General features: G+C 72.4%; 23 protein-coding genes. 18 read left to right on the forward strand and 5 right to left on the reverse strand.

Features of this window, described 5'->3' with window-relative positions; translation table 11 throughout:
• The first annotated feature begins 119 nt into the window (after positions 1–119).
• The 4 genes from FH610_RS18980 to FH610_RS18995 all read left to right on the forward strand — a co-directional run bounded on the left by FH610_RS18980 (position 120) and on the right by FH610_RS18995 (position 4059).
• Positions 120–461: a hypothetical protein gene (locus FH610_RS18980; protein ID WP_139575852.1), complete on the forward strand. Its 342-nt coding sequence runs from the start codon at positions 120–122 to the stop codon at positions 459–461.
• Complete coding sequence (locus FH610_RS18985; RefSeq protein WP_139575853.1) at positions 458–1174, forward strand: DALR anticodon-binding domain-containing protein; 717 nt, start codon at positions 458–460, stop codon at positions 1172–1174. Before FH610_RS18980 ends, FH610_RS18985 begins: the two co-directional genes overlap by 4 nt.
• 128 nt (positions 1175–1302) lie before the next feature.
• Positions 1303–2709 (forward strand): diaminopimelate decarboxylase, encoded by a 1407-nt coding sequence (lysA, locus tag FH610_RS18990; protein WP_205825883.1) that lies wholly within the window; start codon positions 1303–1305, stop codon positions 2707–2709.
• A 42-nt stretch (positions 2710–2751) separates the two neighbouring features.
• Positions 2752–4059 (forward strand): homoserine dehydrogenase, encoded by a 1308-nt coding sequence (locus tag FH610_RS18995; RefSeq protein ID WP_139575854.1) that lies wholly within the window; start codon positions 2752–2754, stop codon positions 4057–4059.
• 82 nt (positions 4060–4141) lie between these two features.
• On the opposite strand, the gene FH610_RS19000 is transcribed toward FH610_RS18995, so the two are convergent.
• Together FH610_RS19000 and FH610_RS19005 are read right to left on the reverse strand one after the other, a co-directional pair.
• Positions 4142–5275: a Vgb family protein gene (locus tag FH610_RS19000; RefSeq protein ID WP_205825884.1), complete on the reverse strand. Its 1134-nt coding sequence runs from the start codon at positions 5273–5275 to the stop codon at positions 4142–4144.
• 158 nt (positions 5276–5433) lie between these two features.
• The gene (locus FH610_RS19005; RefSeq protein WP_205825885.1) at positions 5434–6012 is read right to left on the reverse strand and encodes a hypothetical protein; all 579 of its coding nucleotides are present in this window, start codon (positions 6010–6012) and stop codon (positions 5434–5436) included.
• A 283-nt stretch (positions 6013–6295) separates the two neighbouring features.
• On the opposite strand from FH610_RS19005, the gene FH610_RS19010 reads away from it, so the two are divergent.
• Positions 6296–6898, forward strand: a complete 603-nt coding sequence (locus FH610_RS19010) for a hypothetical protein (protein WP_139575855.1) — start codon at positions 6296–6298, stop codon at positions 6896–6898.
• Positions 6891–7913: a peptidase gene (locus FH610_RS19015; RefSeq protein ID WP_139575856.1), complete on the forward strand. Its 1023-nt coding sequence runs from the start codon at positions 6891–6893 to the stop codon at positions 7911–7913. The genes FH610_RS19010 and FH610_RS19015 overlap by 8 nt, the downstream gene beginning before the upstream one ends.
• Positions 7914–7963: 50 nt before the next feature.
• Here FH610_RS19015 and FH610_RS19020 read toward each other — a convergent pair whose 3' ends face one another.
• On the reverse strand, positions 7964–8326 hold the full coding sequence (locus FH610_RS19020; RefSeq protein ID WP_139575857.1) for a GntR family transcriptional regulator: 363 nt from the start codon (positions 8324–8326) through the stop codon (positions 7964–7966).
• Complete coding sequence (locus tag FH610_RS19025) at positions 8320–8973, reverse strand: hypothetical protein (RefSeq protein WP_139575858.1); 654 nt, start codon at positions 8971–8973, stop codon at positions 8320–8322. The genes FH610_RS19020 and FH610_RS19025 overlap by 7 nt, the downstream gene beginning before the upstream one ends.
• A 174-nt stretch (positions 8974–9147) precedes the next feature.
• Here FH610_RS19025 and FH610_RS19030 point away from each other — a divergent pair, with 174 nt between their 5' ends.
• The 4 genes from FH610_RS19030 (at position 9148) to FH610_RS19045 (ending at position 14470) form a co-directional block, all read left to right on the forward strand.
• Positions 9148–10629, forward strand: coding sequence for a glycosyltransferase family 39 protein (locus FH610_RS19030; protein WP_240809055.1), 1482 nt, complete (start codon positions 9148–9150; stop codon positions 10627–10629).
• Between the two features lie 75 nt (positions 10630–10704).
• Entirely contained in the window at positions 10705–11574 is an 870-nt protein-coding gene (locus FH610_RS19035) for a polysaccharide deacetylase family protein (protein ID WP_139575859.1), read from the forward strand.
• Positions 11575–11696: 122 nt separating this feature from the next.
• Positions 11697–12812, forward strand: a complete 1116-nt coding sequence (locus FH610_RS19040; protein ID WP_240809056.1) for a glycosyltransferase family 2 protein — start codon at positions 11697–11699, stop codon at positions 12810–12812.
• Positions 12809–14470, forward strand: a complete 1662-nt coding sequence (locus FH610_RS19045) for a glycosyltransferase family 2 protein (RefSeq protein ID WP_139575860.1) — start codon at positions 12809–12811, stop codon at positions 14468–14470. Before FH610_RS19040 ends, FH610_RS19045 begins: the two co-directional genes overlap by 4 nt.
• Positions 14471–14483: 13 nt before the next feature.
• Here FH610_RS19045 and FH610_RS19050 read toward each other — a convergent pair whose 3' ends face one another.
• The gene (locus FH610_RS19050) at positions 14484–16031 is read right to left on the reverse strand and encodes a glycosyltransferase family 2 protein (protein WP_240809057.1); all 1548 of its coding nucleotides are present in this window, start codon (positions 16029–16031) and stop codon (positions 14484–14486) included.
• 187 nt (positions 16032–16218) lie between these two features.
• Between FH610_RS19050 and thrC the strand changes: the two genes are divergently transcribed.
• The 8 genes from thrC to FH610_RS19090 all read left to right on the forward strand — a co-directional run bounded on the left by thrC (position 16219) and on the right by FH610_RS19090 (position 26732).
• A complete protein-coding gene (gene thrC, locus FH610_RS19055) occupies positions 16219–17277 on the forward strand; it encodes a threonine synthase (RefSeq protein WP_139575861.1) in 1059 nt (352 codons plus the stop codon).
• Between the two features lie 43 nt (positions 17278–17320).
• A complete protein-coding gene (gene thrB, locus FH610_RS19060; RefSeq protein ID WP_139575862.1) occupies positions 17321–18247 on the forward strand; it encodes a homoserine kinase in 927 nt (308 codons plus the stop codon).
• A 413-nt stretch (positions 18248–18660) separates the two neighbouring features.
• The gene (rho, locus tag FH610_RS19065) at positions 18661–20676 is read left to right on the forward strand and encodes a transcription termination factor Rho (protein ID WP_139575863.1); all 2016 of its coding nucleotides are present in this window, start codon (positions 18661–18663) and stop codon (positions 20674–20676) included.
• 252 nt (positions 20677–20928) lie between these two features.
• The gene (gene rpmE / locus FH610_RS19070) at positions 20929–21147 is read left to right on the forward strand and encodes a 50S ribosomal protein L31 (RefSeq protein WP_139575864.1); all 219 of its coding nucleotides are present in this window, start codon (positions 20929–20931) and stop codon (positions 21145–21147) included.
• A gap of 107 nt (positions 21148–21254) precedes the next feature.
• Positions 21255–22301: a peptide chain release factor 1 gene (prfA, locus tag FH610_RS19075; protein ID WP_240809058.1), complete on the forward strand. Its 1047-nt coding sequence runs from the start codon at positions 21255–21257 to the stop codon at positions 22299–22301.
• 144 nt (positions 22302–22445) lie between these two features.
• Positions 22446–23300, forward strand: a complete 855-nt coding sequence (gene prmC / locus FH610_RS19080; protein WP_139575865.1) for a peptide chain release factor N(5)-glutamine methyltransferase — start codon at positions 22446–22448, stop codon at positions 23298–23300.
• A gap of 64 nt (positions 23301–23364) precedes the next feature.
• Positions 23365–24012 carry an L-threonylcarbamoyladenylate synthase gene (locus tag FH610_RS19085; RefSeq protein WP_139575866.1) on the forward strand — a complete coding sequence of 216 codons (648 nt, stop codon included), beginning with the start codon at positions 23365–23367 and terminating at the stop codon, positions 24010–24012.
• A gap of 146 nt (positions 24013–24158) precedes the next feature.
• On the forward strand, positions 24159–26732 hold the full coding sequence (locus FH610_RS19090) for a hypothetical protein (protein WP_139575867.1): 2574 nt from the start codon (positions 24159–24161) through the stop codon (positions 26730–26732).
• The last annotated feature ends 3 nt before the right edge of the window (positions 26733–26735 follow it).

The following is a 26735-nucleotide window of genomic DNA, read 5'->3' on the forward strand; positions in this document are numbered from 1 at the left end:
CCGTGGAGGCGGCGGCCGATGAGGAGCGCTACCACGGGGGTCCCGCGGCGGGGCTCACCATGTCACCCAGTGGCATATGCGATCAAGGCGCGTCTCGGGCCGGAGCTAGACTGGCCGCGATGACCACCACAGCCGTCCCGGCCGACGAGCTCCCCGAGCGGCTGGTCGCGCGCACTCCCTCGATGGGGGCCTACGGCCTGCACCTCTGCGACCGCACCACCCGTGAGGCGCTCGCGATCCTGCGCCGCCGTCTCGACCTGGGTGGCGTGGACGGCCTGCGGACGAGGCTCGTGCTCGACCTGCTCGTCGCGGCCTGGCACGGCGCTCTCGACTCCAGGACGTCCAGGCCGGGCGAGCCCACGTCCGCGGATCCGGCCGCGTGCCCGCGCGAGGCGTTCGCCGCGATCCCCGGGTGCCTCACGCTGACCGCCGCGCCCGAGGACGGCCCGGCCGCGCCATGATCATGGAGGCGCTCCGCGGCGTCCTCGGCGCGCCGCCGGTGCCGCAGGGGTCGTGGGAGCGGGAGGCGCGGTTCGTCTCCACCGCGGCGCTGCGGGGGAAGGCCGAACCCGCGGCCGAGGCGGCGGAGCGGCTGGCCGCACGGCTGCGCGCGGTGCCGGGGGTGCGGCACGTGGACGTGCGGCCCAACGGTTTCCTGGTCATCGGGATCGCCACGCCGGGAGAGATCGTCCACGACATCCTCACCGCCCCGCCCGCCGTGTCCCCGCCGGACACTGGCCCGGAGACTGGCCCCGAGGCGGGCTCCGCGGCGCCGTGGCCCGACTTTCCCCGCACGTGGGACAACCCGGGCTTCGCCGTGCGGTACGCGTACGTGCGGGCGGGGGCGGTACAGCGGTGGGCGCGCGACCTCGGCGTGCCGGCCGGTGCGGCGGCACGGCCCGAACTCCTCGACGGCCCGTTCGACCGGGCCGTGCTGCGGGTCCTGGCCGAACTGCCGAGCAGGAGGGACAGCCGCGATCCGGGATGGGCGGCGTACCTCGAACGGCTGGCCGAGGTCTACCACACCGCCGTCGAGCGCGCGTCCCCGATCCCCAGGGGCGACGAGGCGCCGACGGAGGTCCACGCGGCCCGGGTGCGGATGGGGGAGGCGGTGCGCCGGGTTCTCGGAGAGGGACTGGCGGAGCTCGGCGTCGCCCCGCCCGGCAAAATCTGAACAAAACCAGCGGTTGGCTGAAAGTGCTGTCGCCTATGACCTGCGGATGTGGATATCTTCCGCCGAGGCCGTCTCGCAGGATGAACAGCGGGCGCGAGTGAATCGCCGGGTCGGCTAGCCTCGTTCGGGTGAGTCGATTCGCCCACCCCGCCGGCGACCTGCACGCCGCCTCAACGATCGTCGCCGTGACCGCCGGACTGCCCGAGGAGCGTCCGCATCACGTGCCCGCCGACCTCAACGCGCTCGAACCGGCCATCTGGCCGCGAACGTCCGGCCGGGCCGACGGCGCCGTCACGATCGGCGGAATCGACGTGCGCGACCTGGCGAAGGAGTTCGGCACGCCTCTGTACGTCATCGACGAGGAGGACTTCCGCTCACGCTGCCGCGAGTACCGGTCCGCCTTCCACGACGGCGAGGTCCACTACGCCGCCAAGGCGTTCCTGTGCCGCGAGGTCGCCCGCTGGATCGACCAGGAGGGCCTCGGCCTCGACGTGTGCAGCGCCGGCGAGCTCGCCGTGGCGCTCAGCGTGGGCTTCCCGCCCGAGCGGATCACGATGCACGGCAACAACAAGTCGCTCGCCGAGCTGGAGAAGGCCGTCCAGGCCGGCGTGGGCCACATCGTGGTCGACTCGTACGAGGAGATCGCCCGCCTCGGCTTCCTCGCCGACGAGCACGGCGTGCGGCCGAAGGTGATGATCCGGGTGACCGTGGGCGTCGAGGCGCACACCCACGAGTTCATCGCGACCGCTCACGACGACCAGAAGTTCGGCCTGTCGCTGAGCAGCGGCGCCGCCGCCGAGGCGGTGCGGCGCATCCTCGCGCTGCCGCAGCTCGAACTGGTTGGCCTGCACTCCCACATCGGGTCGCAGATCACCGACACCGGCGGTTTCGAGGTCGCGGCCCGCCGCCTGGCCCGCCTGCTGGTCGAGATCAAGGAGGAGCACGACGTGGTGCTCCCCGAGCTGGACCTCGGCGGCGGATACGGCATCCCGTACGTCGTGGGCGACGACTCCCTGGACGTCAAGGTCATCGCGGACGGCCTGCGGGAGATCGTCACGAAGGTGTGCGAGTCGGCCGGGCTGCCGGTGCCGCGCCTCACGGTCGAGCCGGGCAGGTCGATCGCCGGAGTGTCCGGCGTGACCCTGTACGAGGCCGGTACGGTCAAGGACGTGGAGGGCCTGCGCACCTACGTGAGCGTCGACGGCGGCATGAGCGACAACATCCGCACGGCCCTGTACGGCGCCGAGTACACGGCCGTGCTCGCCTCCCGCGTGAGCCAGGCGGCGCCGATGCTGTCGCGCCTGGTCGGCAAGCACTGCGAGAGCGGCGACATGGTCGTGCGCGACCTGTACCTGCCGGGCGACCTTGCCCCCGGCGACCTGATCGCCGTCGCCGGCACCGGGGCCTACTGCCGGTCGCTGGCCAACAACTACAACTATCTGCCCAAGCCCGCCGTCGTCGCGGTGTCCAACGGCCAGGCGCGGGTCATCATCCGCAGAGAGACCGAGGACGACCTGCTCAGGGGGCAGCTGTGACAGGCCGTCCCGGACAGTCCGGCGGCGAAGCGAGGAGGGGTCGTGAGTAAAGCCAAACCGGCGCTCAGGGTCGCGCTGCTGGGCTGCGGCGTCGTCGGGTCGCAGGTCGTGCGTTTGCTCCACGAACAGGCCGGCGACCTGGCCGCCCGCGTCGGCGCCCCGCTTGAGCTGGCCGGCGTCGCCGTACGCAGAATGGGCCGCAAGCGGGACACCGACGTGGACCCCGCCCTGCTCACGACCGACGCGGAGGCCCTGGTCACCCGCGACGACGTGGACATCGTCGTCGAGGTGATCGGCGGCATCGAGCCGGCCAGGTCGCTGATCCTCGCCGCGATGGCGCACGGCAAGTCCGTGGTGAGCGCCAACAAGGCGCTGCTGGCCGAGGACGGCGCCACGATCCACCGGGCCGCCCGCGAGAACGGCGCCGATCTGTACTTCGAGGCGAGCGTCGCCGGGGCGATCCCGCTGCTGCGCCCGCTGCGCGAGTCGCTGGCCGGCGACCGGGTGCGCCGTGTGCTGGGCATCGTCAACGGCACCACCAACTACATCCTCGACAAGATGGACTCCACCGGCGCCTCGTTCAACGACGCCCTGGAGGAGGCCCAGGCGCTCGGATACGCCGAGGCCGACCCCACGGCCGACGTCGAGGGCTTCGACGCCGCCGCCAAGGCGGCGATCCTGGCCGGCATCGCCTTCCACAGCCGGGTGACGGCCGCCGACGTGCACCGCGAGGGCATCACGGAGATCACCGCGGCCGACGTGGCCTCGGCCAAGGGCATGGGGTACGTCATCAAGCTGCTGGCCATCTGCGCCCGCTCCGACGACGGCCGGTCGGTCGGCGTCCGGGTGCACCCCGCCATGATCCCGAGGTCGCACCCCCTGGCCGGTGTGCGCGAGGCGTACAACGCCGTCTTCGTGGAGGCGGAGTCGGCCGGGCGGCTGATGTTTTACGGCGCGGGCGCTGGCGGCGCGCCCACCGCCAGCGCCGTGCTGGGCGACATCGTCGCCGTGGCGCGCAACCGCATCGCCGGCACCCGCGGGCCGGAGGAGTCGACGTACGCCGACCTCAAGGTCCACCCGATGGGCGACAGCGTCACCCGCTACCACGTGTCGCTGGACGTCGCGGACAAGCCCGGTGTGCTCGCCCGGGTGGCCGAGATCTTCGCCGGCCACGATGTGTCGATCCAGACGGTGCGGCAGGAGGGCCGCGGCGACGACGCCCAGCTCGTGCTGGTGACCCACCGGGCCAGCGACGCCGCCCTGTCGGGCACGATCAAGGACCTGCGCGACCTGAACATCGTCCGCGCGGTCGCGAGCGTGATGCGGGTCGAGGGCGACGACACGCCCTGAGACCGAGGGCGGCGGCTTCGCCTGACGTCGAAGGCACTCCCGGATGCTCTGCCCGGGAGTGCCCGCTGCCGCATCGGTCGAGCTAGAGGGCGACCTTCGCGATCTGGTCGACGTAGTTCTCGGTGAGCCAGACGTTGTCGTCGGGCCCGCTGGTGATGTCGAAGGGTCCGGCGAGACTGGTCGGCATGTTGTACTCGATGATGATTCCCGAGGTGGTGACGCTGGCCGCCGCGTTGCCGAGTTGCTCGGTCACCCACAGCCTGCCGTCGGAGCCGCTGGTGATGCCCCAGGGGAAGGCGTTGGAATCGTCCACTGAGTACTCGGTGAAGTCGCCGTCCGTGGTGACGGAGCCGACCTTCCCGTTGGCGTCGGCGTACCACAGGTCGCCGTCCGGCCCGGTGGTGATCCCTATGGGCGTCGCCCCCGAGGAGGGGATGGCGAACTCGGTGATGTCCCCGTCCGGGGTGATCTGGCCGATCTTGCCGGCGAACGATTCGGTGAACCACAGGTTGCCGTCGGGACCGGCCGTGATCCGCATCGGATAGGCGTCGGCGGTCGGCAGGGCGTATTCCGTGATGGTCCCCGAGGTGGTGATCCGGCCGATCTTGTTGCCGATCGTCTCGACGAACCACAGGGCGCCGTCGGGGCCCGCGGTGATGCCCCAGGGGTAGGACCCCGCGCTGGGCAGGGCGTATTCCGTGATGGTCCCCGAGGTGGTGATCCGGCCGATCTTGTCGCCGGTCGCCTCGGTGAACCACAGGGCGCCGTCCGGCCCGGTGGTGATGTGCCCCGGCTCGGCGTCGTCCGTCGGCACGGCGAACTCGGTGAAGTCGCCGCCGGTGGTGACGCGCCCGATGTTGCCGGCGTAGTTCTCGGTGAACCACAGCGCGCCGTCGGGACCCGAGGTGATGCCGACGGGCCCGGACGTATGGGTCGGGGTGTCCATCTCCGAGACCGTGGGAACCCGCGCCGCGTCGCCGGAGCCGGACGACCTGGCGAGCGGGCGCGGCCGGTGGGCGGGACACCGCATGTGCCGGTGCTCCGGCATCCGCTTCAGCTTCTGGCAGATCCGCACCCACGGCGGTGGCGGCTTCGGACGCTCGCCCGGCCCGGCGGCGGCACCGGCGGGCAGGCCGGTGAACAGGGGCGCGGCCGTCGCCAGGGCCAGCGCCATCGCCGCGAGCGGGCGGCGGAGGTGTCGTGAGAAGCGGGGCATGGCATCCCTTCGGCTGAGGAGCGACACGAGACGCCGGATCGGAAGCCGCGCCGCCGGCCCGGCGGGCCTCACTATGGCCGACCTGCCTGACCGGGCGCCGACCCGCCGCGTCCGTGGCGGGTCACGAGACCGCCAACTCCTGTATCGACCGAGGACGATCAGGCGACCGAGTGGGTGATGGTCCCGGTGTAGACACCGGCCGCCGCGTTGGACGGGATGGCGATGACCAAGGTGGGCTGCCAGCTCGTCGACATCGGCGTCGCCTGCTTGCGCCCGCTGAACGCGGTGACCGGCGAGGTGAGGGCCACCCGGCTGGCCGCGGTGGGCTGACCGGGGTTGCGGGTGCCCACCCCGGACGACGCGGTGACCGGTCCCGACCAGTAGAAGACGTTCGCCGTCGTGATCGTCTGCGTGGGCGTGCCGCTGCCGGTGGTGAAGTTCGTGGCGGACACGGTCGCCGTCCAGGGAGGGATTCCCGACCTGGAGTCGGCCACGGTCACCGTGCCCATGGACGCGCTGATCGTGCCGCCCTGCGCGACGCTGCCGAGGTTCACCGAGCCGGGCACGGTGATCGTCAGCGGGTCGGCCCGCAGGGGGACCAGCGCCGTTCCCGTGTCGGCCCGCGCCGCCGCCGCAAGGCCGGGCACGGCGGGCAGCGAGGCGGGCAGCGCGACCGGCGCAGCGATCGACGCGGCCAGCGTCGCCGTCACGACCATGCCCGCACCGACCTGCCGCATGTGTGGCCTTCCTCGTCGCCCTGCCGTCGTTCCGCCGCCACGCGGCCGATCTCGCCCGTGAACGACCCACGGCAGGTTAGGGCGCCGAAGCGGCGTCCGGCCGTCGCCACGCCGAGACCAGCCGCAACCGTGGACATCGGGCGGCACGTCTCCGCCGGTCGTCATCTGATCACAAAGGGTCTCCAGACGCCGGCGGAAGAACCGTGTCGTACGCCTCTGACCGGCCAGGATGTCACCGACCGAGGCCCGGACGGGGCATCGCAGCGAGGGAGGAGATCGGCAGATGGGCAAGAGGAGTGTCGCCGCGCCGTCGGCGGGTGCCGCAGGACTGGCGCTGGTCGCGGCGTTGACGATGACGCCGGCGGCGCAGCCCGCTCTGGCGGGCACGTGCCCCGCCTCCACCACCTGCCCCACGACCGTCACCTTCACCGTCAACGCCCCCGACGGCCTGACGATCAGCGTGCCCGACGGTCCCGTCAACATCGGCAGCGGTGCGCCGGGAGGCCAGATCAGCGGCCTCCTGGGCCCGGTGACGGTGTCCGACCAGCGCGCGGCGCTCACCGCGACGTGGGTGGCCACGGTGTCGGCCGCCGCGGGAGGCTTCACCACCGGCGGCGGCACCCCAGCGGAGACCGTTCCCAACACCGCGGTCCTCTACTGGTCCGGGCCGGCGACGGCCACCACCGGCGGTGTCCCCGCCGACTTCAGTCCGGGACAGGCGACCGCCGCGGACGCCCAGTCGCTCGACGTGTCGCGCACCGCGTTCAGCAAGACGAGCGGCTCCGGCGACAACTCCGCCACGTGGAACCCGACCATCGTCGTCAACGTCCCCGCCCAGGCCGTGGCGGGCACCTACACCGGCACGGTGAACCACTCCGTTGCCTGACCGCCCGGCCCGCAGGGCCATCGCCTCCGGCCTGTTCGCGATCGTGCTGCACGCGGCGGCCGTCGCACCGGCGGCCGCTGCCGGCGACCCGCGCCGGCACCGCCCGGAGAGGTTCGGCATCCGGCTGCTGGAGATTCCCGAGAACCGCCTGGACGATCCGCGCTCGCACGCGTTCATCGTCGACCACGTGAATCCCGGCACCACGTTCACCCGGCGTCTCGAGGTCTTCAGCACCTCGTCGGAGCGGCAGCACGTGAACGTGTATCCCGCTGCGGCCCGGGTCGGCGACGCGGGCTTCACGTTCGCCCCCGCGCGCACCGGCAACGAGCTGACCTCATGGATCACGCTCGACCGCTCGGCGGTGGACCTGCCGCCGCACGGTCACGTCCCGGTGACGGCCACCGTCGCGGTGCCGCCCACGGCTTCCAAGGGCGAGCGTTACGCCGTCATCTGGGCGGAGATCTCCTCGGCCTCGCCCGGCCCGTCGGGCAACGTCGCGCTCGTCAACCGGATCGGCGTCCGCACCTACCTGGACGTGGGCCCGGGCGGCGAACCGCCGACGAGCTTCCGGATCGGCGAGGTGACCGCCGGGCGCACCGACGGCGGGCAGCCGCGGCTGGTGGCCGAGGTCGGCAACACGGGGGAGCGCGCCGTCGACCTGGAGGGCGAGGTGCGGCTGTCGGAGGGGCCGAGCGCGCTCAGCGCCGGGCCGTTCCGCAGCACCCGCGCCACCACCCTGCCTCCCGGCGGCCACGGTCAGGTGACCGTGCTGCTGGGCCACGACCTGCCCGCCGGGCCCTGGAGGTTCCGGCTCACCCTGCGCAGCGGCCGCGTCAGCCGTACGACCGGCGGGACGATCACCTTCCCCCCGGCCGGAGAACGGGCGGCGGCGGAGGGCGACCCCAGTGTGCCGGTCCTCGCGGCCTGCGCCGCCGCGGCCCTCGCCGCCGCGGTCCTCCTGGTCGTGAACCTGCGCCGGTTCCGCCGCCGCCCTCTGGACGGCGAGGCGGCCTGACCCGCTCGCCGGCCCGGCCCGTACGGGCACCACACCCGGCGAGGGGCGGATCAGTGCTCCGCCAGAGCCCTGCGGACCGCGTCGAGGGCCTCATCCTCGGAGGCCCCGAGGTGTCGCACGGCGCCGGCGAACTCCTCGGCGGCCTTGCGCAGGCGCAGGCGACCGCCCTGCGCGGCGAGATCGGTGATCGTCGCCGCGCGACCCCGGCGCAACTCGACCAAGCCCTCGTCGCGAAGCTGCTGGTAGCCGCGTAGCACGGTGTGCAGGTTGATGCCGAGCGCCGCCGCGACGGCGCGCGCCGACGGCAGTTTGTCGCCGGGGGCGGCCGCGCCCCTGGCGACCGCCGCGCGCACCGAGGCCGCCACCTGGTCGGCCAGGGGCTGAGCGGAGGACGGATCGACGACGATCAGCACCCGGCGGCTCCCCTGACACAGGCGAGTGACGCGTTCACCAGCGCGGCGGCCGTATCGGCGGTCCGGGTCGAGTACAGGAACTCCCGGCCGTCGGTGAGCCGGAGGGCCAGCACCGGACCACGGCCGCTCACGTATCCCCACCCCTTACCGCCGCCGATCAGGCCGCCGGGGCCCATCCCGGGTCCTCTCGGCCGCGCCGAAGCGAACTGCACCGCATCGTACGGCAGGGTCCGGCGCAGACCGCCGAGCCAGGGCAGGCTCACCTCCACGCCCCGGCCGTCGACCCGGAGCCGGGTGCGGGCCTGGAGGATCAGGAAGACCCCGAGAATCGCCGCCATCGTGGGCGGCTGCCAGGATGACGAGAAGTCGGGAGCCCAGAACCAGGCCAGGGCGAGGAACGCCGTGCCCTGGAGCAGCGGGGCGCGGTGCCAGGTGGTCACGGCGTAGACGGCCCGCTGACTGGGCGCGATCTCCGCCGGAGTCGCCCACACCTGTCGCGGCACCGGGTGCTCGGCGTCGATCAGCGCCGTCACCGCGAAACCGTTCGACGCCCCCATGGAGACGCCCATGGCCAGGGAACTCGCGGTCACCCAGCGCTGCAACTCCGGCCAGCGCCCGTAGTGCATGAACATGGCGACGGACGCCACTGCAGTTCCGCGAGGAGTCCCCATTGAGATCTCGTACGGTGGAGCCCGGCATGTCCGGAAGCGCGGGGTGGTCGCGGGCAACGACTCGATCGGATAACGGCCCGCCGATCCGCGCGTCCGTGCGTGTTCGATGTCCTTGATGCGGCCTGAAATGATCAGTTCTTTGGGGGAAGCGTGGTTACGGGCGAGGCGGTCCGGACGTCCGGCCGGAGGACGGGTGCGGACGCGAAGGACTGGCCCCGCTGGACCCCGCTGCTCGCGGGCCTGCTGACCACCTGTGTCGCCATCTCCGGCACCACGGCGTCGCTGTCGGGCGACGAGGTGGCGACCTACAGCGCCGCGGTGGCCCGGCCGCTGAGCGGGCTGTGGGGACTCGTCCAGCAGATCGACGGCCACTTTCTGCCCTACTACCTGCTCATCCATGTCTGGTCATGGCTCGGGGAGGCCGAGTGGTGGCTGCGCCTGCCCTCGGCCCTCGCGGCCGGTGTGGCGGCGGGCTTCCTGGCCGACCTCGGCCGCCGGCTGGCCGGTCCTCGGGCGGGCGTGCCGGCCGCGGCGCTGTTCGCCGTCCTGCCGTCGGTGTCCTACCACGGCGCCAACGCCCGGCCGTACGCGTTCGCGGCGGCGGCTGCCGTCGTCTCCGCCTGGGCGCTGCACCGGGTGGCCGAGGCGCCCACAGGCTCCCGGATCCGCTGGTACGCGGCGTCGGTGGCGCTGCTCGGCTGCACGCACCTGTTCTCGGTCCTGGTGCTTCCGGCCCAGTTCCTGGCCGCCCTGCTCGTCCTGCCCCGCCGTACGTTCCTGACCAGGATCGTCCCCGCGACGGCGGTGGGGTGCGTCCCCCTCGCGATCCTCGCCCTGGTGGGCTGGGGCGAGCGCCACGCGATCAGCTGGATCCAGCCGCACGGGCCCGACGTGCTGCTGAAGTTCCCCAAGCACGCGGCGGGCTCCGACCTCGCCGGGCCGCCGCTGTTCGCCCTCGCCGTCGTGGGGGTGGTGATCCTGCTGCGCAGGTCGGTCCCCTGGGGCGTCCTCGCCGGCGGCTGGCTCGTCCTCCCGCCCGTGCTGCTGCTCGTGATCGACGCGCTGGTGACCCCGGCGTACGTGGACCGTTATGTGTTCGTCGCGGCGCCCGCCCTGGCCCTGGCGGGAGGCGTGGCCCTGGCCTCGGTCCGCCTGGCCCCCGTCCCCTTCGCGCTGGTCTGCGCGCCCGTCGTCCTCGCCGTCGCGCTGCTGGGGCTGCCCGCACAGGCCGACTACCGGCAGCGCAACGGCCACTACGACGACTTCCCCGGCGCGGTCGGCGTGATCCGGGCGCGGGAGCGCCCCGGCGACGCCATCGTGTACGGCCAGAGCCGGCTGCGTACCGGCTTCGTCTACTACGGCCGCGAGGGCCTCCCCGAGGACGTGCTTCTCAGGGGGCCGGGCCCGGCCTTCGAGTACGCGGAGCGGGACGACCTCGCCGAGGCCCTGGCGGGGCGCCGCCGGGTCTGGGTGGTCTGGCGAGGGACGAAGCAGGCCGGGCTGACGGGGAAGAAGATTCCCAAGGTGGCCGCCGTGCGCGCGGCCGGATATCGGCTCTCGACGGCCTGGCACTCGGCGGAGCTGCCCGGCCTGACCGTCGCACTGTTCGAGCGCGTGCGCGGCAAGGGCTGAGATTTGTGGACCGTTTCATCACGGTTGGACATCGCGCGAAAGAGTAATTGCCAAATGTGAGTAAAGTTTCTCTTCATGCGACTTACGGTGAAGAGACTTCTGCCTGCCTGTCTCCTAACCGCGGCGTCGATCGCGGGACTCCAGCATCCGGCCGCGGCGACGGCCGGATCGGCCGTCCTCGGGCAGGCGGCGGCCCCCGCGCACGTGGCTCGACAGCAAGCGCGGGCGGCCAAGGTGCCGACCGTGGTCCTCACCTTCGACGACGGCACGGCCGACCACCTCGCCGTCGCCGGAATGCTGAGCAGGCGCGGCCTCAAGGGCACCTTCTACGTCAACAGCGGCCGCCTCGGCAAGCGCGGCTTCCTGAGCGTCGCCGCGCTGCGGGCCATCGCGAAGGAGGGCCACGAGATCGGCGGCCACACCCTTCAGCATCCGCACCTGCCGGAGATGTTCGACGCGGCGCAGCAGACGGAGATCTGCGACGACAGGCGGGCGCTGCTGAAGATGGGCTTCGCCGTGCGGTCGTTCGCCTATCCGTTCGGTGCCTCGGACGAGTCGAGCAAGCGGATCGCGATGAGCTGCGGCTACAACAGCGCGCGCGACATCAACGGCCTGTACCGGCCGGACAGCTGCAGCGCCTGCCCGGTCACAGAGACGATTCCGCCCGCGGACCTCGCCGCCGTACGCGTCACGAGCCAGACCCGCCTGCCGCGCACGGCCCGCACGCTGCGTGAGTTCGTCACGCGCGCCCAGCGGGAGGGCGGCCCAGGCATGGTGACCTTCGTGTTCCACGAGATCAAGGACGAGCCGGGGGACAAGTACGCGACGGCGCCCAAGGAGTTCGCCGCCTTCATCGACTGGGTGGCCCGGCAGCGGAAAGCCAAGAAGATCGACGTGAGGACGCTGGGCGACCTCGTCGGCGGGGGCGTGTCGCCCGTTCCGTGATCTCGGCTGCCGCGCCAGGCCACAGCGAGTCGTCAGGTTGACCGCAAGGGTCACAGGGATTCACAAGGTTCGGCTGATAAAAGTTCACCAGCCTGTAAAAACGGACGCGCGGGAGGGACACCGTGACGGTGACGACCGGCATGTGCTCGCCGTACGGCTTCACGCGCAGTCCCACCGAGGAGACCGCGACGCTGTCCTGGAGCGACGGCCGGTGGACGATGGGAGGCCGGCCGTTGGCCGTCCCCCCGCAGGCCGTCGACGTCGCCGCCCTCCGGCCGCTGCGCGGGCTTCGGGTGGAGTGGCCGGAGGAGCCCGCCGCCGAGGCGCTGGACGCGGTCGGCGGCCTGGCCGCCGCGGGGGTGCCGCTCACCTTTCGTGATCCGCCGAGGTGGGTGCGCGAGGCCGATCCCGTGCTCGCCGGCCTGGCCGCGGCCTGGACCCCCGAGGCCGACGACGGCAGGCCCGACTCGGTCGCCGACCTGCGCAGGGAAGAGCACAGCGTGCGTCTGCGCAGGCACGCGCTGCGGGCCAGGGGTGTCGGCACCGGCCTCGCCCCGGTGACCGTCGTCATGGCCACGCGGCGGCCCCACTACGTAGGCCACGCGCTGCGGCAGCTCGCCCGCCAGCGCGGCGTCGGTCTGGAGGCGATCGTCGCCCTGCACGGGTTCCCGGCCGCGCGGGTGCGCGAGGCGGTCGAGGAGTTCCCCCACCCGATAACGGTGATCGAGGCCGAGCCGGACGCGCCGCTCGGGACGGTGCTCAACATGGCGGCGGCACGGGCGTCCACCGGCATCGTCGCCAAATGGGACGACGACGACTGGTACGGCCCCGAGCACCTGGCCGACCTGCTGCTGGCCATGGCCTATTCCGGGGCGGAGCTGGTCGGGACCGCGCCGGAGTTCTTCTACCTCCAACCTCTCCACACGACGATCCGCCGCGTCGACTACAGCAGCGAGGTGTGGGCCGACCACGTCGCGGGCGGCACGATCCTGCTCGGCCGCGAGATCTTCGAGCAGGCCGGCGGCTTCGGGCCGCGGGACCGCGGGGAGGACGCGCACCTCCTGCGCGCGGTCGAGGCGGCCGGCGGCCGCGTCTACCGCACCCACGGCCTGGGCTACGTCCTGCGGCGATCGGTCGGCGCCGACCACACCTGGAACCTTCCTCTTGCCCACTTCCTGCGAGTCGCCGCGAACCAGTGGCGCGGCTTTCGCCCGAGTGTGATTTTGGAAGCACGATGACGCCACGCATCAGGGGAAACGACTACACCGTCCTCCAGCCGCCCGCCCTCGGGTCGTCCTGGACGCCCCGCCTGCGGGTCAGCGTGGTGATCCCCGCCTACGCTGACCAGGTCAAGCTCGATCTCACGCTCGCCGGGCTGGCCAGGCAGACGTACCCGGCCGACCTGCTCGAAGTGATCGTGGTCGACAACGGCAGCGAGCCGCCGCTGCGCCTGCCGGAGATCCGGCCTCGCGACACGCGGCTGCTGGTCTGCGCGGCGCCGGGCCGGGCCAGGGCGCGCAACGCCGGGCTGGCCGCCGCGACGGGCGACGTCATCCACTGGATGGACTCCGACGTCGTTCCCGAACCGGAGGAGGTGGAGGCGCACATGCGCTGGCACCACCTCGCGCCCTATCTGTCGGTCACCTCCTACCTGCGCTTCACCACCGCCCCGCTGCCCTGCCCCGCGGACGTCGCGGGAACGGACGACCTGGCGAAGCTCTTCGAGCCGGCGGAGCCGCACGCCTGGATCGAGGACCTGGTGCAGCGGTCGGACGGGCTGCTCCGCTCGCCGCGGCCGTTCAGCATCCACATCGGCGGCGCGTCGTCCGTCTCCGCCCGGCTGTTCGAGCGGGCCGGGCCGATGGACCCCGCGATGATCCTCGGCCAGGACACCGAGATGGGTTACCGGCTCGCGCAGGCGGGCGCGGTCTTCATCCCCGACCCGCAGGCCAGGGCCTACCATCTCGGCCCGTCCATGCGCATGCGCGACAGCGCGCCGATCAGCCGGGTCAGCCACGCCCTGGTCACCGACCGGGTCCCCGGCTACCGGTGGCTGCGCACCCATCCCTCGCGGCAGTGGAAGGTCCCGCAGGTGGAGGTCCTCGTGGACGCCACCGCGGGGTCGTACGACGACGTCAGGGCCACCGTGGACGGCGTGCTGGCGGGCACGCTGACCGACCTCGCCGTGGTGCTGACCGGTCCATGGGACGAGCTCGCGCCCGAGCAGCGCGCGCCGCTCAAGGACCCGCGCCTCGACCTCGTGCTACTGCGGGCCCACTACACCCATGAGGGCCGGGTGCGGCTGGCCACGACGGCGTCCGACACCCAGTCGCCGTACCGCCTGCGCGTCCCGCCCGGCTGGGTGCCGGAGGAGGACAGCCTCGGACGGCTGCTCGACGTGCTGCGCGGGCGGGAACGCGGACTGGTGAGCGTGCTCCTGGCCGAGGACCCCGAAGGTGTCACCGCCGCCCGCCTGGAACGCACCGAGGCGTTCTCCCGCGCCGCCCTCGTCGCCGAGGAGGGCGAGGACCTCGACGACGCCGTCGACGAGATGTTCGGCACATACTGGGTCGACGGCGAGACCTTCGGCTTCCGGGCCGCCGCGGAGGCCCCGGCCTATGTGAATCCGCGCACCGCCTATCGCAAGCGGGTGCAGGCGCAGGCCGAGGTCGAGCGCCTGACCAAGGAGGTCGAGCGGCTTCGCGGACAGGTGACCAGATGGCGCGACGAGGCGGCGCGGTGGCGCAAGTCCGCCGTCGAGTTCCGCCGGGAGATCGGCACCCTGCGGCGGCAGGTCTCGGCGCTGCGCGGGCAGCTCTCGGCGCTGCACCGCGCCCGCGGCCTGCGTGGCATCGCCCGGGGTTTCAGCCGGCCCTTCACGTTCAAGAAGACCTGACCGCCCCGTCCTGTCAGGAGCGGCGGAACAGGCCGCGGCGGCGTGCCGGTGTGGCCTCCGGTTGCGGGGCATGAGCCGACGCCGGTTGCGGGGCTTGGGCCGCGGCCGGTTCCGGGGCGGTCCGCGGCGCGGCGGACACGGCCGGTTTCGCGGGCGTCCTGGGAAGCTCCTCGAACTCGCTCGCCGCGCCGTGCCGCACGCCGTGGGTCTGGGCGATCACGTCGGCCCGGTCCTCGCCCGGCGTGGCGAGCCGGCGGGCGCGCGCGACGGCCTCGGTCCGCTCCAGGGTGGCCGTGCCCCCACCGGGCAGATCCAGGACCAGCAGGCCGATCCGCTCCTCCGACATCGCCTTGACCGCCCGCTCCAGCAGCGCCGGAGCCGGCGGGGCGTCGACGGGCGCCGTGTAGCGGAAGGGGACGGGCGCGGCGGTCGGCGCAGCCCGTTCCGCGAACCGCACCCGCGCGTCGTGCCCGAACGCCGCCCTGACCAGGGCGAGGTCGAACGCGCCGGTCCCCGGCGCCCACCTGCGTCCGCCTTCGAGCGACGACCAGGGGCCGGCCAGCGTCACCACGACGTCGGTGAGTGTGCCGCGCAGCACCGCGTCGACCGCGGCGACGATCCGCCGCTCGTCCGCCCCCGTCACGTCGAAGACGACCTCGACGTACGGCACGAGCCAGCGCCGGCCGGGCTCCTTGCGCAGGTCGCGGCGGAGCGGGACCCGGTGCGCCAGGTGGGCCTCGACGAGCCGGACGATCGACTTGCCGTGTTCACCGCGCTGGGCCGGCAGGCCGAGATGCACGGCGCGGGCCTCCATGTCGGGGACGAACACCGCCCCCGCCTGGGCGAGCCGGTAGGCGAACTCGGTGTCCTGGCCGCGCACCACCTCGGGGTCGAAGCCCCGGACCTCGTCGAGCAGGGCCCGCCGCAGGGAGACCGTCGGGCCGGTGCAGACCTGGTAGGGGTTCTTGCTGGCCCGCAGGCCGTCGAGGCGGCGGATGGTCTCCTCGGTGGAACTGGACACCAGCGCCGACGGATCGAACAGGTCCTCGGGTGAGCCGTGCCGTACGGCCTCGTGGACCTGCCCGGGGGTGAGGGCCGGCTCCTCGGCGAACTTCTTGCCGCCGATGGTGACGAGGTAGTCGGTGAGGTGATGCCAGCGGAACAGCGCCTCCAGGTGCTCCCGCGAGATCACCATGTCGGCGTCGAGACGCTGCACGATCTCGCCCTCGGCCGCCGCGATGCCGGCGTTCATCGCGTGCCCGGCGCCCCATCCGCCGGGTGGGACGACCACGACACGGGTGTTCTCCGGCCGCAGATCGGGCAGGCGCAGCGGAGGGTCGCTGCGGTCGTCCACCACGATCACCTCGGTGAGGTGCGCGGGATAGGTCTGCGCGGCCAGCGCGGCCAGCGTCAGGTCGAGGCGGTGCTGCCCGCCGTGCGCGGGGATGACGACACTCGCGCCGAGTGTGGGCGTCCAGCCGCCGATGGGTGGCGGCGTGAGCGGAGAGTAGTCGTTGTGGCGAATCCTCGGCCGGGGCTCCACGCCCGTCAGGTGGGCCAATCCTCGTCCTCTACAGCGATGGTCAAAGGGCTGGTCCACACTAGCGAAACCCGCTGACGGTTCCCTATGGTGACGCCCAATATGTCCATTTGGTGGACAACGGAGTCCGCACGTCAAACGGTTGGCCGTAGACTCGGTGACCGATACCCCTGGTGACACGCGTGTGCGCGCGTGGGAGGAGCGACCAATGTTCAGGGCTTGGCGTGGCCTGATCGAGGAGTACCGCGACCGTCTGCCGGTCTCCACGACGACGCCCGTGGTGACCCTGCTCGAGGGAGGTACGCCGCTCGTCCCGGCCAGGCGGGTGTCCCAGATCACGGGCTGTGACGTCCATCTCAAGGTCGAGGGCCTCAACCCGACCGGCAGCTTCAAGGACCGCGGCATGACCGTGGCGATCAGCAAGGCCGTGGAGGAGGGCGCCCAGGCGGTCATCTGCGCGTCCACCGGCAACACCAGCGCCTCGGCCGCCGCCTACGCCGTACGGGCCGGGCTGACCTGCGCCGTCCTCGTGCCGCGCGGGAAGATCGCGATGGGCAAGCTCGCCCAGGCCCTGGTGCACGGCGCCAGGCTGCTCCAGGTCGAGGGCTCGTTCGACGACTGCCTGGAGATGACCAGGAAGCTCGCGGAGACCTACCCGATCGCGCTGGTCAACTCCGTCAACCCGCACCGCCTGCAGGGCCAGAAGACGGCGGCCTTCGAGATCGTCGACGCGCTCGGCGACGCGCCCGACGTCCACTGCATCCCGGTCGGCAACGCCGGCAACATCTCGGCCTACTGGATGGGCTACAAGGAGTACGCCGACGACGGCGTGGCCACCAAGCGGCCGCGCATGCTGGGATTCCAGGCGAGCGGCGCGGCGCCGCTGGTCGGCGGCAGCCCCGTGACCCACCCGCAGACGATCGCCACGGCGATCAGGATCGGCAACCCCGCCTCGTGGCGGCTCGCCGAGGCCGCGCGCGACGAGTCCGGCGGCGACATCCAGGCCGTGACCGACCGCCAGATCGCCGCGGCGTACAAGCTGCTCGCGCAGGAGGAGGGCGTGTTCGTCGAGCTCGCCTCCGCCGCGAGCGTCGCCGGCCTGCTCCAGGCACACGAGCAGGGCCTGCTCACGCCGGGGCAGCGGGTCGTGTGCACCGTGACCGGCAACGGCCTGAAGGACCCCGACTGGGCCATCTCCGGCGCTCCGGCGCCCGTGACGATCCCGATCGACGCCTACGCCGCCGCGGCCGCGCTGGGACTCGCCTGACCGGCCCTCTCATTCCCGCCCATCAAAGGGTTCAGGTGACGAATTGACGGACAGTCACGGCGTCGTCGTCCGCGTGCCGGCGACGAGCGCCAACCTCGGCCCCGGTTTCGACAGCCTCGGCCTCGCGCTCGACCTGTACGACGAGGTGGAGGCCGAGATCTCCGGCTCGCCCGGCGTGCGGATCTCCGTGGAGGGCCAGGGCGCCGGTGAGCTGGACGAGGGCGAGGGTCACCTCGTCGTCAGGACGATGCGCGCGACGTTCGACCGCATGGGGTTCGCCCAGCCGGACGGCATCGCGCTGCGCTGCCACAACCGCATTCCGCACGCGCGGGGGCTCGGCTCGTCGTCGGCGGCGATCTGCGCCGGCATCCTCGCGGCCCGCGCCCTCGCGCGCGGGCGGGGCGCGGGGGATCTGCCGGACGCCGAGGTGTTCGCGCTGGCCACGGAGCTGGAGGGGCATCCCGACAACGTGGCGCCGTGCCTGGCGGGCGGTCTCACCATCGCCTGGACGGACCAGTCGCGGGCGGCGAGTATGGTGAAACTGACTCCGCACGAGGACGTCCGGCCGGTGGTGTTGATCCCGGATTTCCGGTTGTCCACGGAGGAGGCTCGGGGGCTGCTGCCGAAGGACGTACCGCATTCGGACGCGGCGGCCAACGCGGGGCGGGCGGCTCTGCTCGTCGCGGCGCTCACGCAGAGACCGGAACCGGATCTCCTGCTCGCCGCCACCGAAGACCGCCTGCACCAGAGGTACCGCGCGCCCGCGATGCCCCGCACCGCCGAACTGGTGCGACGGCTCCGCGAGGCCGGGGTGCCCGCCGTCGTCTCGGGGGCCGGTCCGACGGTTCTCGCGTTGACGACACGGGATACCAAGGATTTGATCGCGCCAGAAGTGGGTAATGACTGGCACATCCAGCCAATGAACGTCGACCCGCTTGGTGCGTACGTTCGGTTTCCCGAGACACGCTGATGCTTCTTCGACCTTCAGGGAATAGCTGTGCGCGCTGGTGATGTTAGGCTGATAGCCGCACCAGGTGCCCCCGTGTTGGGTGCGTGCTTGTCATTCGCACATCGCTGCACTTCGCCTCGCGTCCTTCGACGCGGGCAGGGCGATTTCCCCGAAACCGTTTCCTCCAGTCGGCACACCTTCGGGTGGCATGGCCGGAGGCGGCGTTCTCGGAGACATGCGCGTTCGAACCACCAAGACATCTGGTCGGTGGCGGCAATCCGGGGGATCGCCCCCGGGCACCTACCGCTCGCGAATCCCGAGGGTCACCGACACATGAGATTCGCGAAGCCCGACCCGGTCTGTCCCGCCGGGTCGCATCACCGGGACGCCTGGACGCACGATTCTGGCGCCCGACCCCTGGGAAGGACCCTTAGTTGAGCGACACCACCGAACTCCTCTCCGACGGCCAGGCCGCCGGCGACACCCCCACTTCCGCCCCGGCCCGTCCGCGACGTCGCTCCGGCACCGGCCTGGCTGGCATGGTGCTCCCCGAGCTTCAGGCCCTGGCGACCAGCCTCGGCATCACGGGGACCGGACGGATGCGCAAGAGCCAGCTCATCGCGGCCATCCAGGAGAAGCAGGGCGGATCGGGAGAGGCCGCGGCCGAGCCGAAGGCCGCCGCCGAAGCGCCCGCCGTCGTCGAGCGACCCGCCCGTGGCCGCCGGGAACGTTCCCGCGCCGCCGCGGCGCCCGCACCCGAGGCCGCGCCCGCCGCCACGCCTGCCGCCGAGCCCGTCGTCGCGGCTCGTGAGGAGCGTCCCGTGGTCGAGGCCGCGCCGGCCGTGGCCGCCGAGGCCGCGCAGAACGGCGTCGCCGCCGTCGCTGAGCCGCAGGCCGAGGCCGCCCAGTCCGAGACCCGCGCCGAGCGGCCCGAGCGCGGCGACCGCCGCGAGCGCCGCACGCGCGGCGAGCGGGGCGAGCGAGGACGCGACCGCGACGGCCGCGGTGACCAGCGCGGTGACCAGCGCGCCGCCGACGCTGGAGACGGCGGCCAGGGCCGTCGTGACCAGCAGGGCCGCGGCGACAACCGCGGTGACCGCGCCGACGGCCGTGACGGTCGCGACGGCCGCGACGGTCGTGACGGTCGTGACGGCCGCTCCGACGGGCGCGGCGACAGCCGTACGGACAGCCGCGCCGACGGCAAGGGCGACCAGCAGGGCGAGGACGCCCGCGGGCGCCGTGGCCGCTTCCGCGAGCGTGGCCGCCGCGGGCGCGACCGCTTCGAGGGCAACGAGCCGGTCATCGGCGAGGACGACGTCCTGATCCCGATCGCCGGCATCCTGGACATCCTCGACAACTACGCCTTCGTGCGGACCAGCGGCTACCTGCCGGGCTCGAACGACGTCTACGTCTCGCTCGCCCAGATCCGCCGCAACGGCCTGCGCAAGGGCGACGTCGTCACCGGCGCCGTCCGGCAGCCGAGGGACGGAGAGCGGCGCGAGAAGTTCAACGCGCTCGTCCGCCTCGACACCGTCAACGGCATGGACCCGGAGCAGGCCCGCCAGCGCCCCGACTTCAACAAGCTCACGCCGCTCTACCCGCAGGAGCGGCTGCGCCTGGAGACCGAGCCGAACGTCCTGACCACGCGGATCATCGACCTCGTCTCGCCGATCGGCAAGGGTCAGCGCGGCCTGATCGTGTCGCCGCCCAAGGCCGGCAAGACCATGGTGCTCCAGGCGATCGCCAACGCGATCACGCGCAACAACCCGGAGTGCCACCTGATGGTCGTCCTCGTGGACGAGCGTCCGGAAGAGGTCACCGACATGCAGCGGTCGGTCAAGGGCGAGGTCATCCATTCGACCTTCGACCGCCCGGCCGAGGACCACACCACCGTCGCGGAACTCGCCATCGAGCGGGCGAAGCGGCTGGTGGAGCTGGGCCACGACGTGGTCGTCCTGCTCGACTCGATCACCCGTCTCGGGCGCGCCTACAACCTCGCGGCGCCCGCGAGCGGCCGCATCCTGTCCGGTGGTGTCGACTCGACCGCGCTCTACCCGCCGAAGCGGTTCTTCGGCGCCGCCCGCAACATCGAGAACGGCGGCTCGCTGACGATCCTCGCCACGGCCCTCGTCGAGACCGGGTCCAAGATGGACGAGGTCATCTTCGAGGAGTTCAAGGGCACCGGCAACGCGGAGCTCAAGCTCAACCGCTCCCTGGCCGACAAGCGGATCTTCCCCGCGGTCGACGTGGACGCCTCCGGCACCCGCAAGGAGGAGATCCTGATGGGCAAGGAGGAGCTGGCCATCGTCTGGAAGCTCCGCCGCGTCCTCCACGCCCTCGACATGCAGCAGGCGCTGGAGCTCCTTCTCGAGAAGATGAAGGAGACCAAGTCCAACGCCGAGTTCCTGCTCCAGGTGCAGAAGACCACGGTCAGCAACGACCGCGACTGACGCCCTTTCGACCGACGCCCCGGACGGCCGCGCCGTCCGGGGCGTCGGCGTGATCCGCCGATCCGCCGCCCGCCACCACGGTGGCCGGCCCCGGGAATAGCCCATGGCCTGGGATGGTTGCAGGATCTGGCACACTGGTAGCCGAACCGCAGCGGTACCGGTTCCCGCACCGCGCATCACAGGTGTGCCGATGCGCGCAGGCCGTGACAGACGGAGCGACCCGGCGACCGCGCCTAGCGTTAGGACTGAGACATGAAGCCCGACATCCACCCGGAGTACGTGGTCACCCAGGTGACCTGCACCTGCGGGAACACCTTCACCACGCGTAGCACCGCCAAGAACGGCGTGCTCCACGCCGACGTCTGCTCCGCCTGCCACCCCTTCTACACGGGCAAGCAGAAGATCCTCGACACCGGTGGCCGGGTGGCGCGCTTCGAGGCGCGCTTCGGCAAGAAGGCCCAGAGCAAGTAGCTCCTCCAGGACGCCGGCTCGGGGGCGCCCCTCTCTTGGGGCGTCTCCGGGTCGGCGTTCTTGGTGATTACGGCCTTTACCGAGGAGCTTGAGCAAAGGAGCGTGCGGTGAACCTCGACGAGATCATGAGTGAGTACGCGGATCTGGAACTGCGGCTCGCCGACCCCGCCGTGCACGCCGACCAGAGCAAGGCGCGGACCTACGGCAAGCGTTACGCGGAGCTCACGCCGATCGTCGCGACCTACCGGGAGCTCGAAGGCGTACGGCAGGACCTCACGGCCGCGCGCGAGCTGGCGGCGGAGGACCCGGCGTTCGCGGAGGAGGCGGCCGAGCTCGAAGGCCGCATCCCGGTGCTGGAGGAGAAGCTCACCCGTCTCCTGGTCCCGCGCGACCCCAACGACGACAAGGACGTCATCATGGAGATCAAGGCGGGCGAGGGCGGCCAGGAGTCGGCCCTGTTCGCCGGAGACCTCCTGCGGATGTACCTCAGGTACGCCGAGCGGATCGGCTACAAGACCGAGATCATCGACGCGCAGCACTCCGACCTCGGCGGCTACAAGGACGTCACCGTCGCCATCAAGGGCAGGGAGGGCGTCTGGTCGCGGCTCAAGTTCGAGGGCGGCGTGCACCGCGTCCAGCGGGTGCCGGTGACCGAGTCGCAGGGCCGCATCCACACCTCGGCCGCCGGAGTGCTCGTCTATCCGGAGGCCGAGGAGGTCGACGTCCAGATCGACCCCAACGACCTGCGCATCGACGTGTTCCGCTCCAGCGGCCCCGGCGGCCAGAGCGTCAACACGACCGACTCGGCCGTGCGGATCACCCATCTGCCGACCGGCGTCGTCGTCTCCTGCCAGAACGAGAAGAGCCAGCTCCAGAACAAGGAGTCGGCGCTGCGCATCCTGCGCGCCCGGCTGCTGGTGATGGCACAGGAGGAGGCCGAGGCGGCCGCGATGGCCGAGCGCAAGTCGCAGGTGCGCACGGTCGACCGCTCCGAGCGCATCCGCACCTACAACTTCCCGGAGAACCGCATTTCGGATCACCGCGTGGGCTTCAAGGCCTACAACCTGGACCAAGTCCTGGACGGCGATCTCGACGCGGTGATACAGGCTTTGCTCGACGCCGAACTCGCGGAGAAGCTGGCCGCTCATTCGTGAGCCCGCCGCGAGCCTGATGAGGGGACGATGGGAGAAACGGTGATGGACGTGGGTCGTCGAACGACGGTGGGCCGTCCCGGCGGCCCGTCTGCCCATGACCGACGATTCCCAGGCCACGCCGCGAGGACCGTGCTGTAAGAGACCATGACCTTCCTGCTCGACGAAATCGCCCTCGCCACCGCCCGGCTCGCCGAGGCGGGAGTGCCGTCACCGCGAACGGACGCCGAGGAGATCGCGGCATTCGTACACGGCGTCCCGCGCGGCATGCTGCACACGATCAAGGACGCCGACTTCGACGCGCGGTTCTGGGAGGGCGTCGCCCGGCGCGAGGCACGCGAGCCGCTGCAGCACATCACCGGACGGGCCTACTTCCGCTACCTCTCCCTCGAGGTGGGCCCGGGCGTGTTCGTGCCCAGGCCGGAGACCGAGGTCGTGGCCGGCTGGGCGATCGACCGGCTGCGCGAGATGGACGTCGCCTCTCCCATCGTGGTCGACCTCGGCACCGGTTCCGGGGCCATCGCGCTGTCGATCACGCAGGAGGTCGCGCTGGCGCAGGTGCACGCCGTCGAGATCGACCCCGTGGCGTACGGCTGGGCCAAGCGCAACATCCTCGAACACGGCCAGGGCCGCACCACCCTGCATCCGGAGGATCTGGCCGACTGCCTGCCGGAACTGAACGGCCAGGTGGACCTGGTCATCTCCAATCCGCCGTACATTCCGCCCGGAGCGATCCCGCGCGACCCCGAGGTGCGCGACTACGATCCCTCGCGGGCCCTGTACGGGTCGGGTGAGGACGGGCTGGACGAGGTGAGAGCCGTCGAGCGAACGGCGCGGCGGCTGCTGCGGCCGGGCGGGTTCGCCGTGGTCGAGCACGCCGACCAGCAGGGCAACGCCGTCTACTGGCTGTTCGCCGAGGAGAACGGCTGGCGCGACGTGCGGTTGCGCCAGGACCTGACCGGCCGGGACAGGTTCGTCACGGCCCGGCTGACCCAGGACTGACTCCAGCGGCCCGGCGGGGCCACGCGGCGGCGGAGCCGGGCGGGACACGTGGAAGGATGGCTTCGTGAGCCGACGGTTTGACTGTGCCGACCAGACTGAGCGGATGACCGGACTGGCCGAGGCGACCTCCTCGGTACGGCGGGGCGAGCTCGTGGTGTTTCCCACCGACACCGTCTACGGGATCGGCGCCGACGCCTTCACCCCTTCCGCCGTCAACGCGCTGCTGGAGGCGAAGGGCCGGGGCAGGGACATTCCCGTGCCCGTCCTCGTGGGCACCGTACGGGCCGCCAACGCCCTCGTGGAGAGCCTCGGGACGTACGGGCAGGACCTGGTGGACGCCTTCTGGCCCGGGCCGCTGACGCTCATCCTCAGGGCCAACCGGTCGCTGTCGTGGGACCTCGGCGACGCCAAGGGGACGGTCGCCGTCCGCATGCCGCTGCACCCGGTCGCGCTGGACCTCCTCAAGGAGACCGGCCCGATGGCGGTCTCCAGCGCCAACCGGTCCGGCAACCCGGCGGCCACCACGGTCGACGAGGCCGAAGAACAGCTCGGCGAGTCGGTGGACGTCTACCTCGACGGCGGCCCCCGCGACGACAACGTGCCGTCCACGATCGTCGACCTGACCACCGCCGTGCCCCGGGTGCTGCGCAAGGGCGCGATTCCCGTCGACAAGATCCGTGGCCTCGTGGGATACCTCGCGACCGAGGAGTGACCGCGATCCGAGCGTGCGTCTCATATGGTGAGACGCCGTCGGGGCTCTGATCAGGGCGATCGATGCCGTCTGGCTATCGGGCTTCTTTACTGATGCCACCCCGGCTACCGTGAAGTGCGCCGATATCTCTGTGGAGGCGCGCGCCCATGGCCAAGCTCGACGGGATGGATCCGAAGCTCGTCCGTGAGTTGCTGTCGGAGGTTCAGCACGCCGCGAAGCAGATGGACGGCATCGAGGCCCGGGTCACCCAGTTGACGCGTACGGCAGGCGTCTCCGTGCACGTGACCCACCGGCCGTCGCAGGTCGCCGACGCGTGCTCGACGATGGTCAAGGACGTCACGAACCGCGTGACCCTGCTGGAGAAGAAGGAGAAACAGCAGAGCACGGGCAAGGCCCCCACGGCCCGCGGGGCCTCCTTCACGGAGGAGAGGGACACCACCGCGCCGGCGGACGATCCGGCGCCGAAGTCCGGCACGCAGGGCGACAAGGGCGACGCCAAGCCCGACCACAAGGCCGACGGCAAGTCCGACGGCAAGTCCGACCACAAAGCCGACCACAAGGCCGACCACAAGGCCGACGGCACATCTGGACACAAGGCCGACGCGAAGACCGGCGAGCACAAGACCGACGGCAAGTCCGACGCGAAGCCGGATGCCAAGCTCGAGGGCAAGGCGGCCCACGACAAGCACGACGCCGTCCGTACGTCGTCGCATGGTTCCGGCGATTCCGGCACGGCAGCGAAGGGTGAGGCCTCCCACCGGGCGCACAGCGCCGCCGACGGCGCGACCCGCGCGAACGGCAACGGCGGAGGTCGCGGCGTGGCCGAAGGGGAGCTCGCGGGCAAGCCCTCCTACGGCACCGTCGAGGGTTCCCTCGCCCAGATGCCCTCCTCGACACACGGTCCGGCCCACCCCGCCGACACCGGTACGGGCGCGGGGACGCCTCCGGCCACCGGCGCGAGCGGCGACACCGGTGCGGGGACCGGCTCCGGTGCGGGCCAGGCGGGCGCCGACGGCGCCGCAGGCGGCACCGGCGACACGGGCGCGACCCGCGGCGACCCCGGCCAGGTTCACCAGCCCACCGGCCAGGGGCAGCCGGTCGGCGATGGTCAGGGTGTGGGGCAGGGCGTGGGCCAGGACCAGCCTGCAGGCCCGGGTCAGCCTGCCGGCGGAGATCAGATCGTGGGTCAGGATCAGGGCGCGAACCACGCGCAGCCCGTCGCCCAGGGGCAGGACCAGAACCCGGGGCAGGGGACTTCGGTCGATCCGAAAGCGGCCGGGGAGCGACCCTCCACGGGCGGAAACGACTCGGCGTTTTACGACACCCCCGGCAAGGATCACCCGGACGACATCGACCCCGCCGGTCGGCAGGTGACAGTCGTCGACGGGGTCAAGGTCGTCAGCACCCCGATGAACCAGCCCAGCGCCGAGCACCCGCAGGGTGTCCAGCCGATCGACACGCCCGGCGTGGACGCGCAGACGGCGAGCGCCACCGGTGCGCACCCGGACGGGCCGCCCGGGTTGGTGCCACCCGCCGAGCCGACCAACCCGGCGGCGAACCAGCCTCCGCAACCCGGCCTCGCGCCCGGCGATCCCATGGGCGCCTACGTCGGCACGCCCGCGGACAACCTTTCCGGTGATCCGCTCGCGGCCGACACCCCGAACGCCGTGCAGGGGACTCCCGCCGGCCACGGCGCGGTGACGGCGAGCGCCGGCGGTCATGCGTACACGGGCGACACGGCCGCAAGCGGTACGGCGACCGGGACAACGCATCCGGCGACCGCGGCGGGTGCCACCGGTACGGCCGATGCGACCCATGCGGCGCCCGGGGCGACCGGGACCGCTCACCCGGCGGGCACGACCGACGCGGCACCCGCGGCACCTGCGGGGACGAATGCGGCGAACGGCGCGGCTCACGTGGCCGGGACGGCAGGTGCCACGGGCACGACCGACGCGGCGCCCGCGACATCAGGCGCGACGGGTACGGTGACGGGCAGCCTGCAGGCGGTGGACGCTCCCGGCACCGGGCACGCGGCGGGTACGACCGGCACGGTGACCGGCAGCCTGCCCGCGGTGGGGACGGCGGCCGGAGACGGCCACGTGGCCGGGACGGTGGGGGCCGCGGGCGCGACGGGGACCGGCGGCGATGGCGCGACGGGGGCCGGCGGCGATGGCGCGACGGGCCACACCGGGACGACCGGTGTGAGCGACAGGGCCGACGGCGCGGCCGGTACGAACGGGCGAGCGTGCGACAACGATGCCGCCACGGGCGCGATCGGGGCAGCCGGGGACGGCGCGGCGACGCATGACTCCGGCGCGTACGGTGCGGGGACGCATGGTCATGGCATGCACGGTGCGGGAACGCATGGTCATGGCGCACACGGTGCGGCGGCACATCACGCGGGAACGAACAACGCGGGGACCAACGGTGCGGCGGGGACGCCGGACACCGGCCAGGCTCCGGCTCCCGATCCCCGATCACTCGCCGCCGCGCAGCCCGGTGACGTGCTCACCTACCCCGCTCGCCACTCGGATGACGAGGCCGTGCCGCGCATGCTGGTGAACCACCATCGGGACATCGAGCCCATGGACATGCCGGACGTCGGCGTCCCGGAAGGGGAGTGGGGCAAGGGCGACTGGGTGGCCAGGAAGATCCAGCCCGACGGGCCCGCCGACCGCGTCGAAGCCGTCGAGGTCGTCATCGAGAAGCCGGAGAAGTGACGC

The organism is Microbispora catharanthi, from assembly GCF_006334915.2.
GTDB classification, from domain to species: domain Bacteria; phylum Actinomycetota; class Actinomycetes; order Streptosporangiales; family Streptosporangiaceae; genus Microbispora; species Microbispora catharanthi.

What these genes read in the sequence shown, in the direction of transcription:
- FH610_RS18980 (WP_139575852.1), top strand. Translation starts at nt 120, where the DNA reads ATGACCACCACAGCCGTCCCGGCCGACGAGCTCCCCGAGCGGCTGGTC.
- FH610_RS18985 (WP_139575853.1), top strand. Translation starts at nt 458, where the DNA reads ATGATCATGGAGGCGCTCCGCGGCGTCCTCGGCGCGCCGCCGGTGCCG.
- FH610_RS19000 (WP_205825884.1), bottom strand. Translation starts at nt 5,275, where the DNA reads ATGCCCCGCTTCTCACGACACCTCCGCCGCCCGCTCGCGGCGATGGCG.
- FH610_RS19005 (WP_205825885.1), bottom strand. Translation starts at nt 6,012, where the DNA reads ATGCGGCAGGTCGGTGCGGGCATGGTCGTGACGGCGACGCTGGCCGCG.
- FH610_RS19010 (WP_139575855.1), top strand. Translation starts at nt 6,296, where the DNA reads ATGGGCAAGAGGAGTGTCGCCGCGCCGTCGGCGGGTGCCGCAGGACTG.
- FH610_RS19035 (WP_139575859.1), top strand. Translation starts at nt 10,705, where the DNA reads ATGCGACTTACGGTGAAGAGACTTCTGCCTGCCTGTCTCCTAACCGCG.
- FH610_RS19045 (WP_139575860.1), top strand. Translation starts at nt 12,809, where the DNA reads ATGACGCCACGCATCAGGGGAAACGACTACACCGTCCTCCAGCCGCCC.
- thrC (WP_139575861.1), top strand. Translation starts at nt 16,219, where the DNA reads ATGTTCAGGGCTTGGCGTGGCCTGATCGAGGAGTACCGCGACCGTCTG.
- rpmE (WP_139575864.1), top strand. Translation starts at nt 20,929, where the DNA reads ATGAAGCCCGACATCCACCCGGAGTACGTGGTCACCCAGGTGACCTGC.
- prmC (WP_139575865.1), top strand. Translation starts at nt 22,446, where the DNA reads ATGACCTTCCTGCTCGACGAAATCGCCCTCGCCACCGCCCGGCTCGCC.
- FH610_RS19090 (WP_139575867.1), top strand. Translation starts at nt 24,159, where the DNA reads ATGGCCAAGCTCGACGGGATGGATCCGAAGCTCGTCCGTGAGTTGCTG.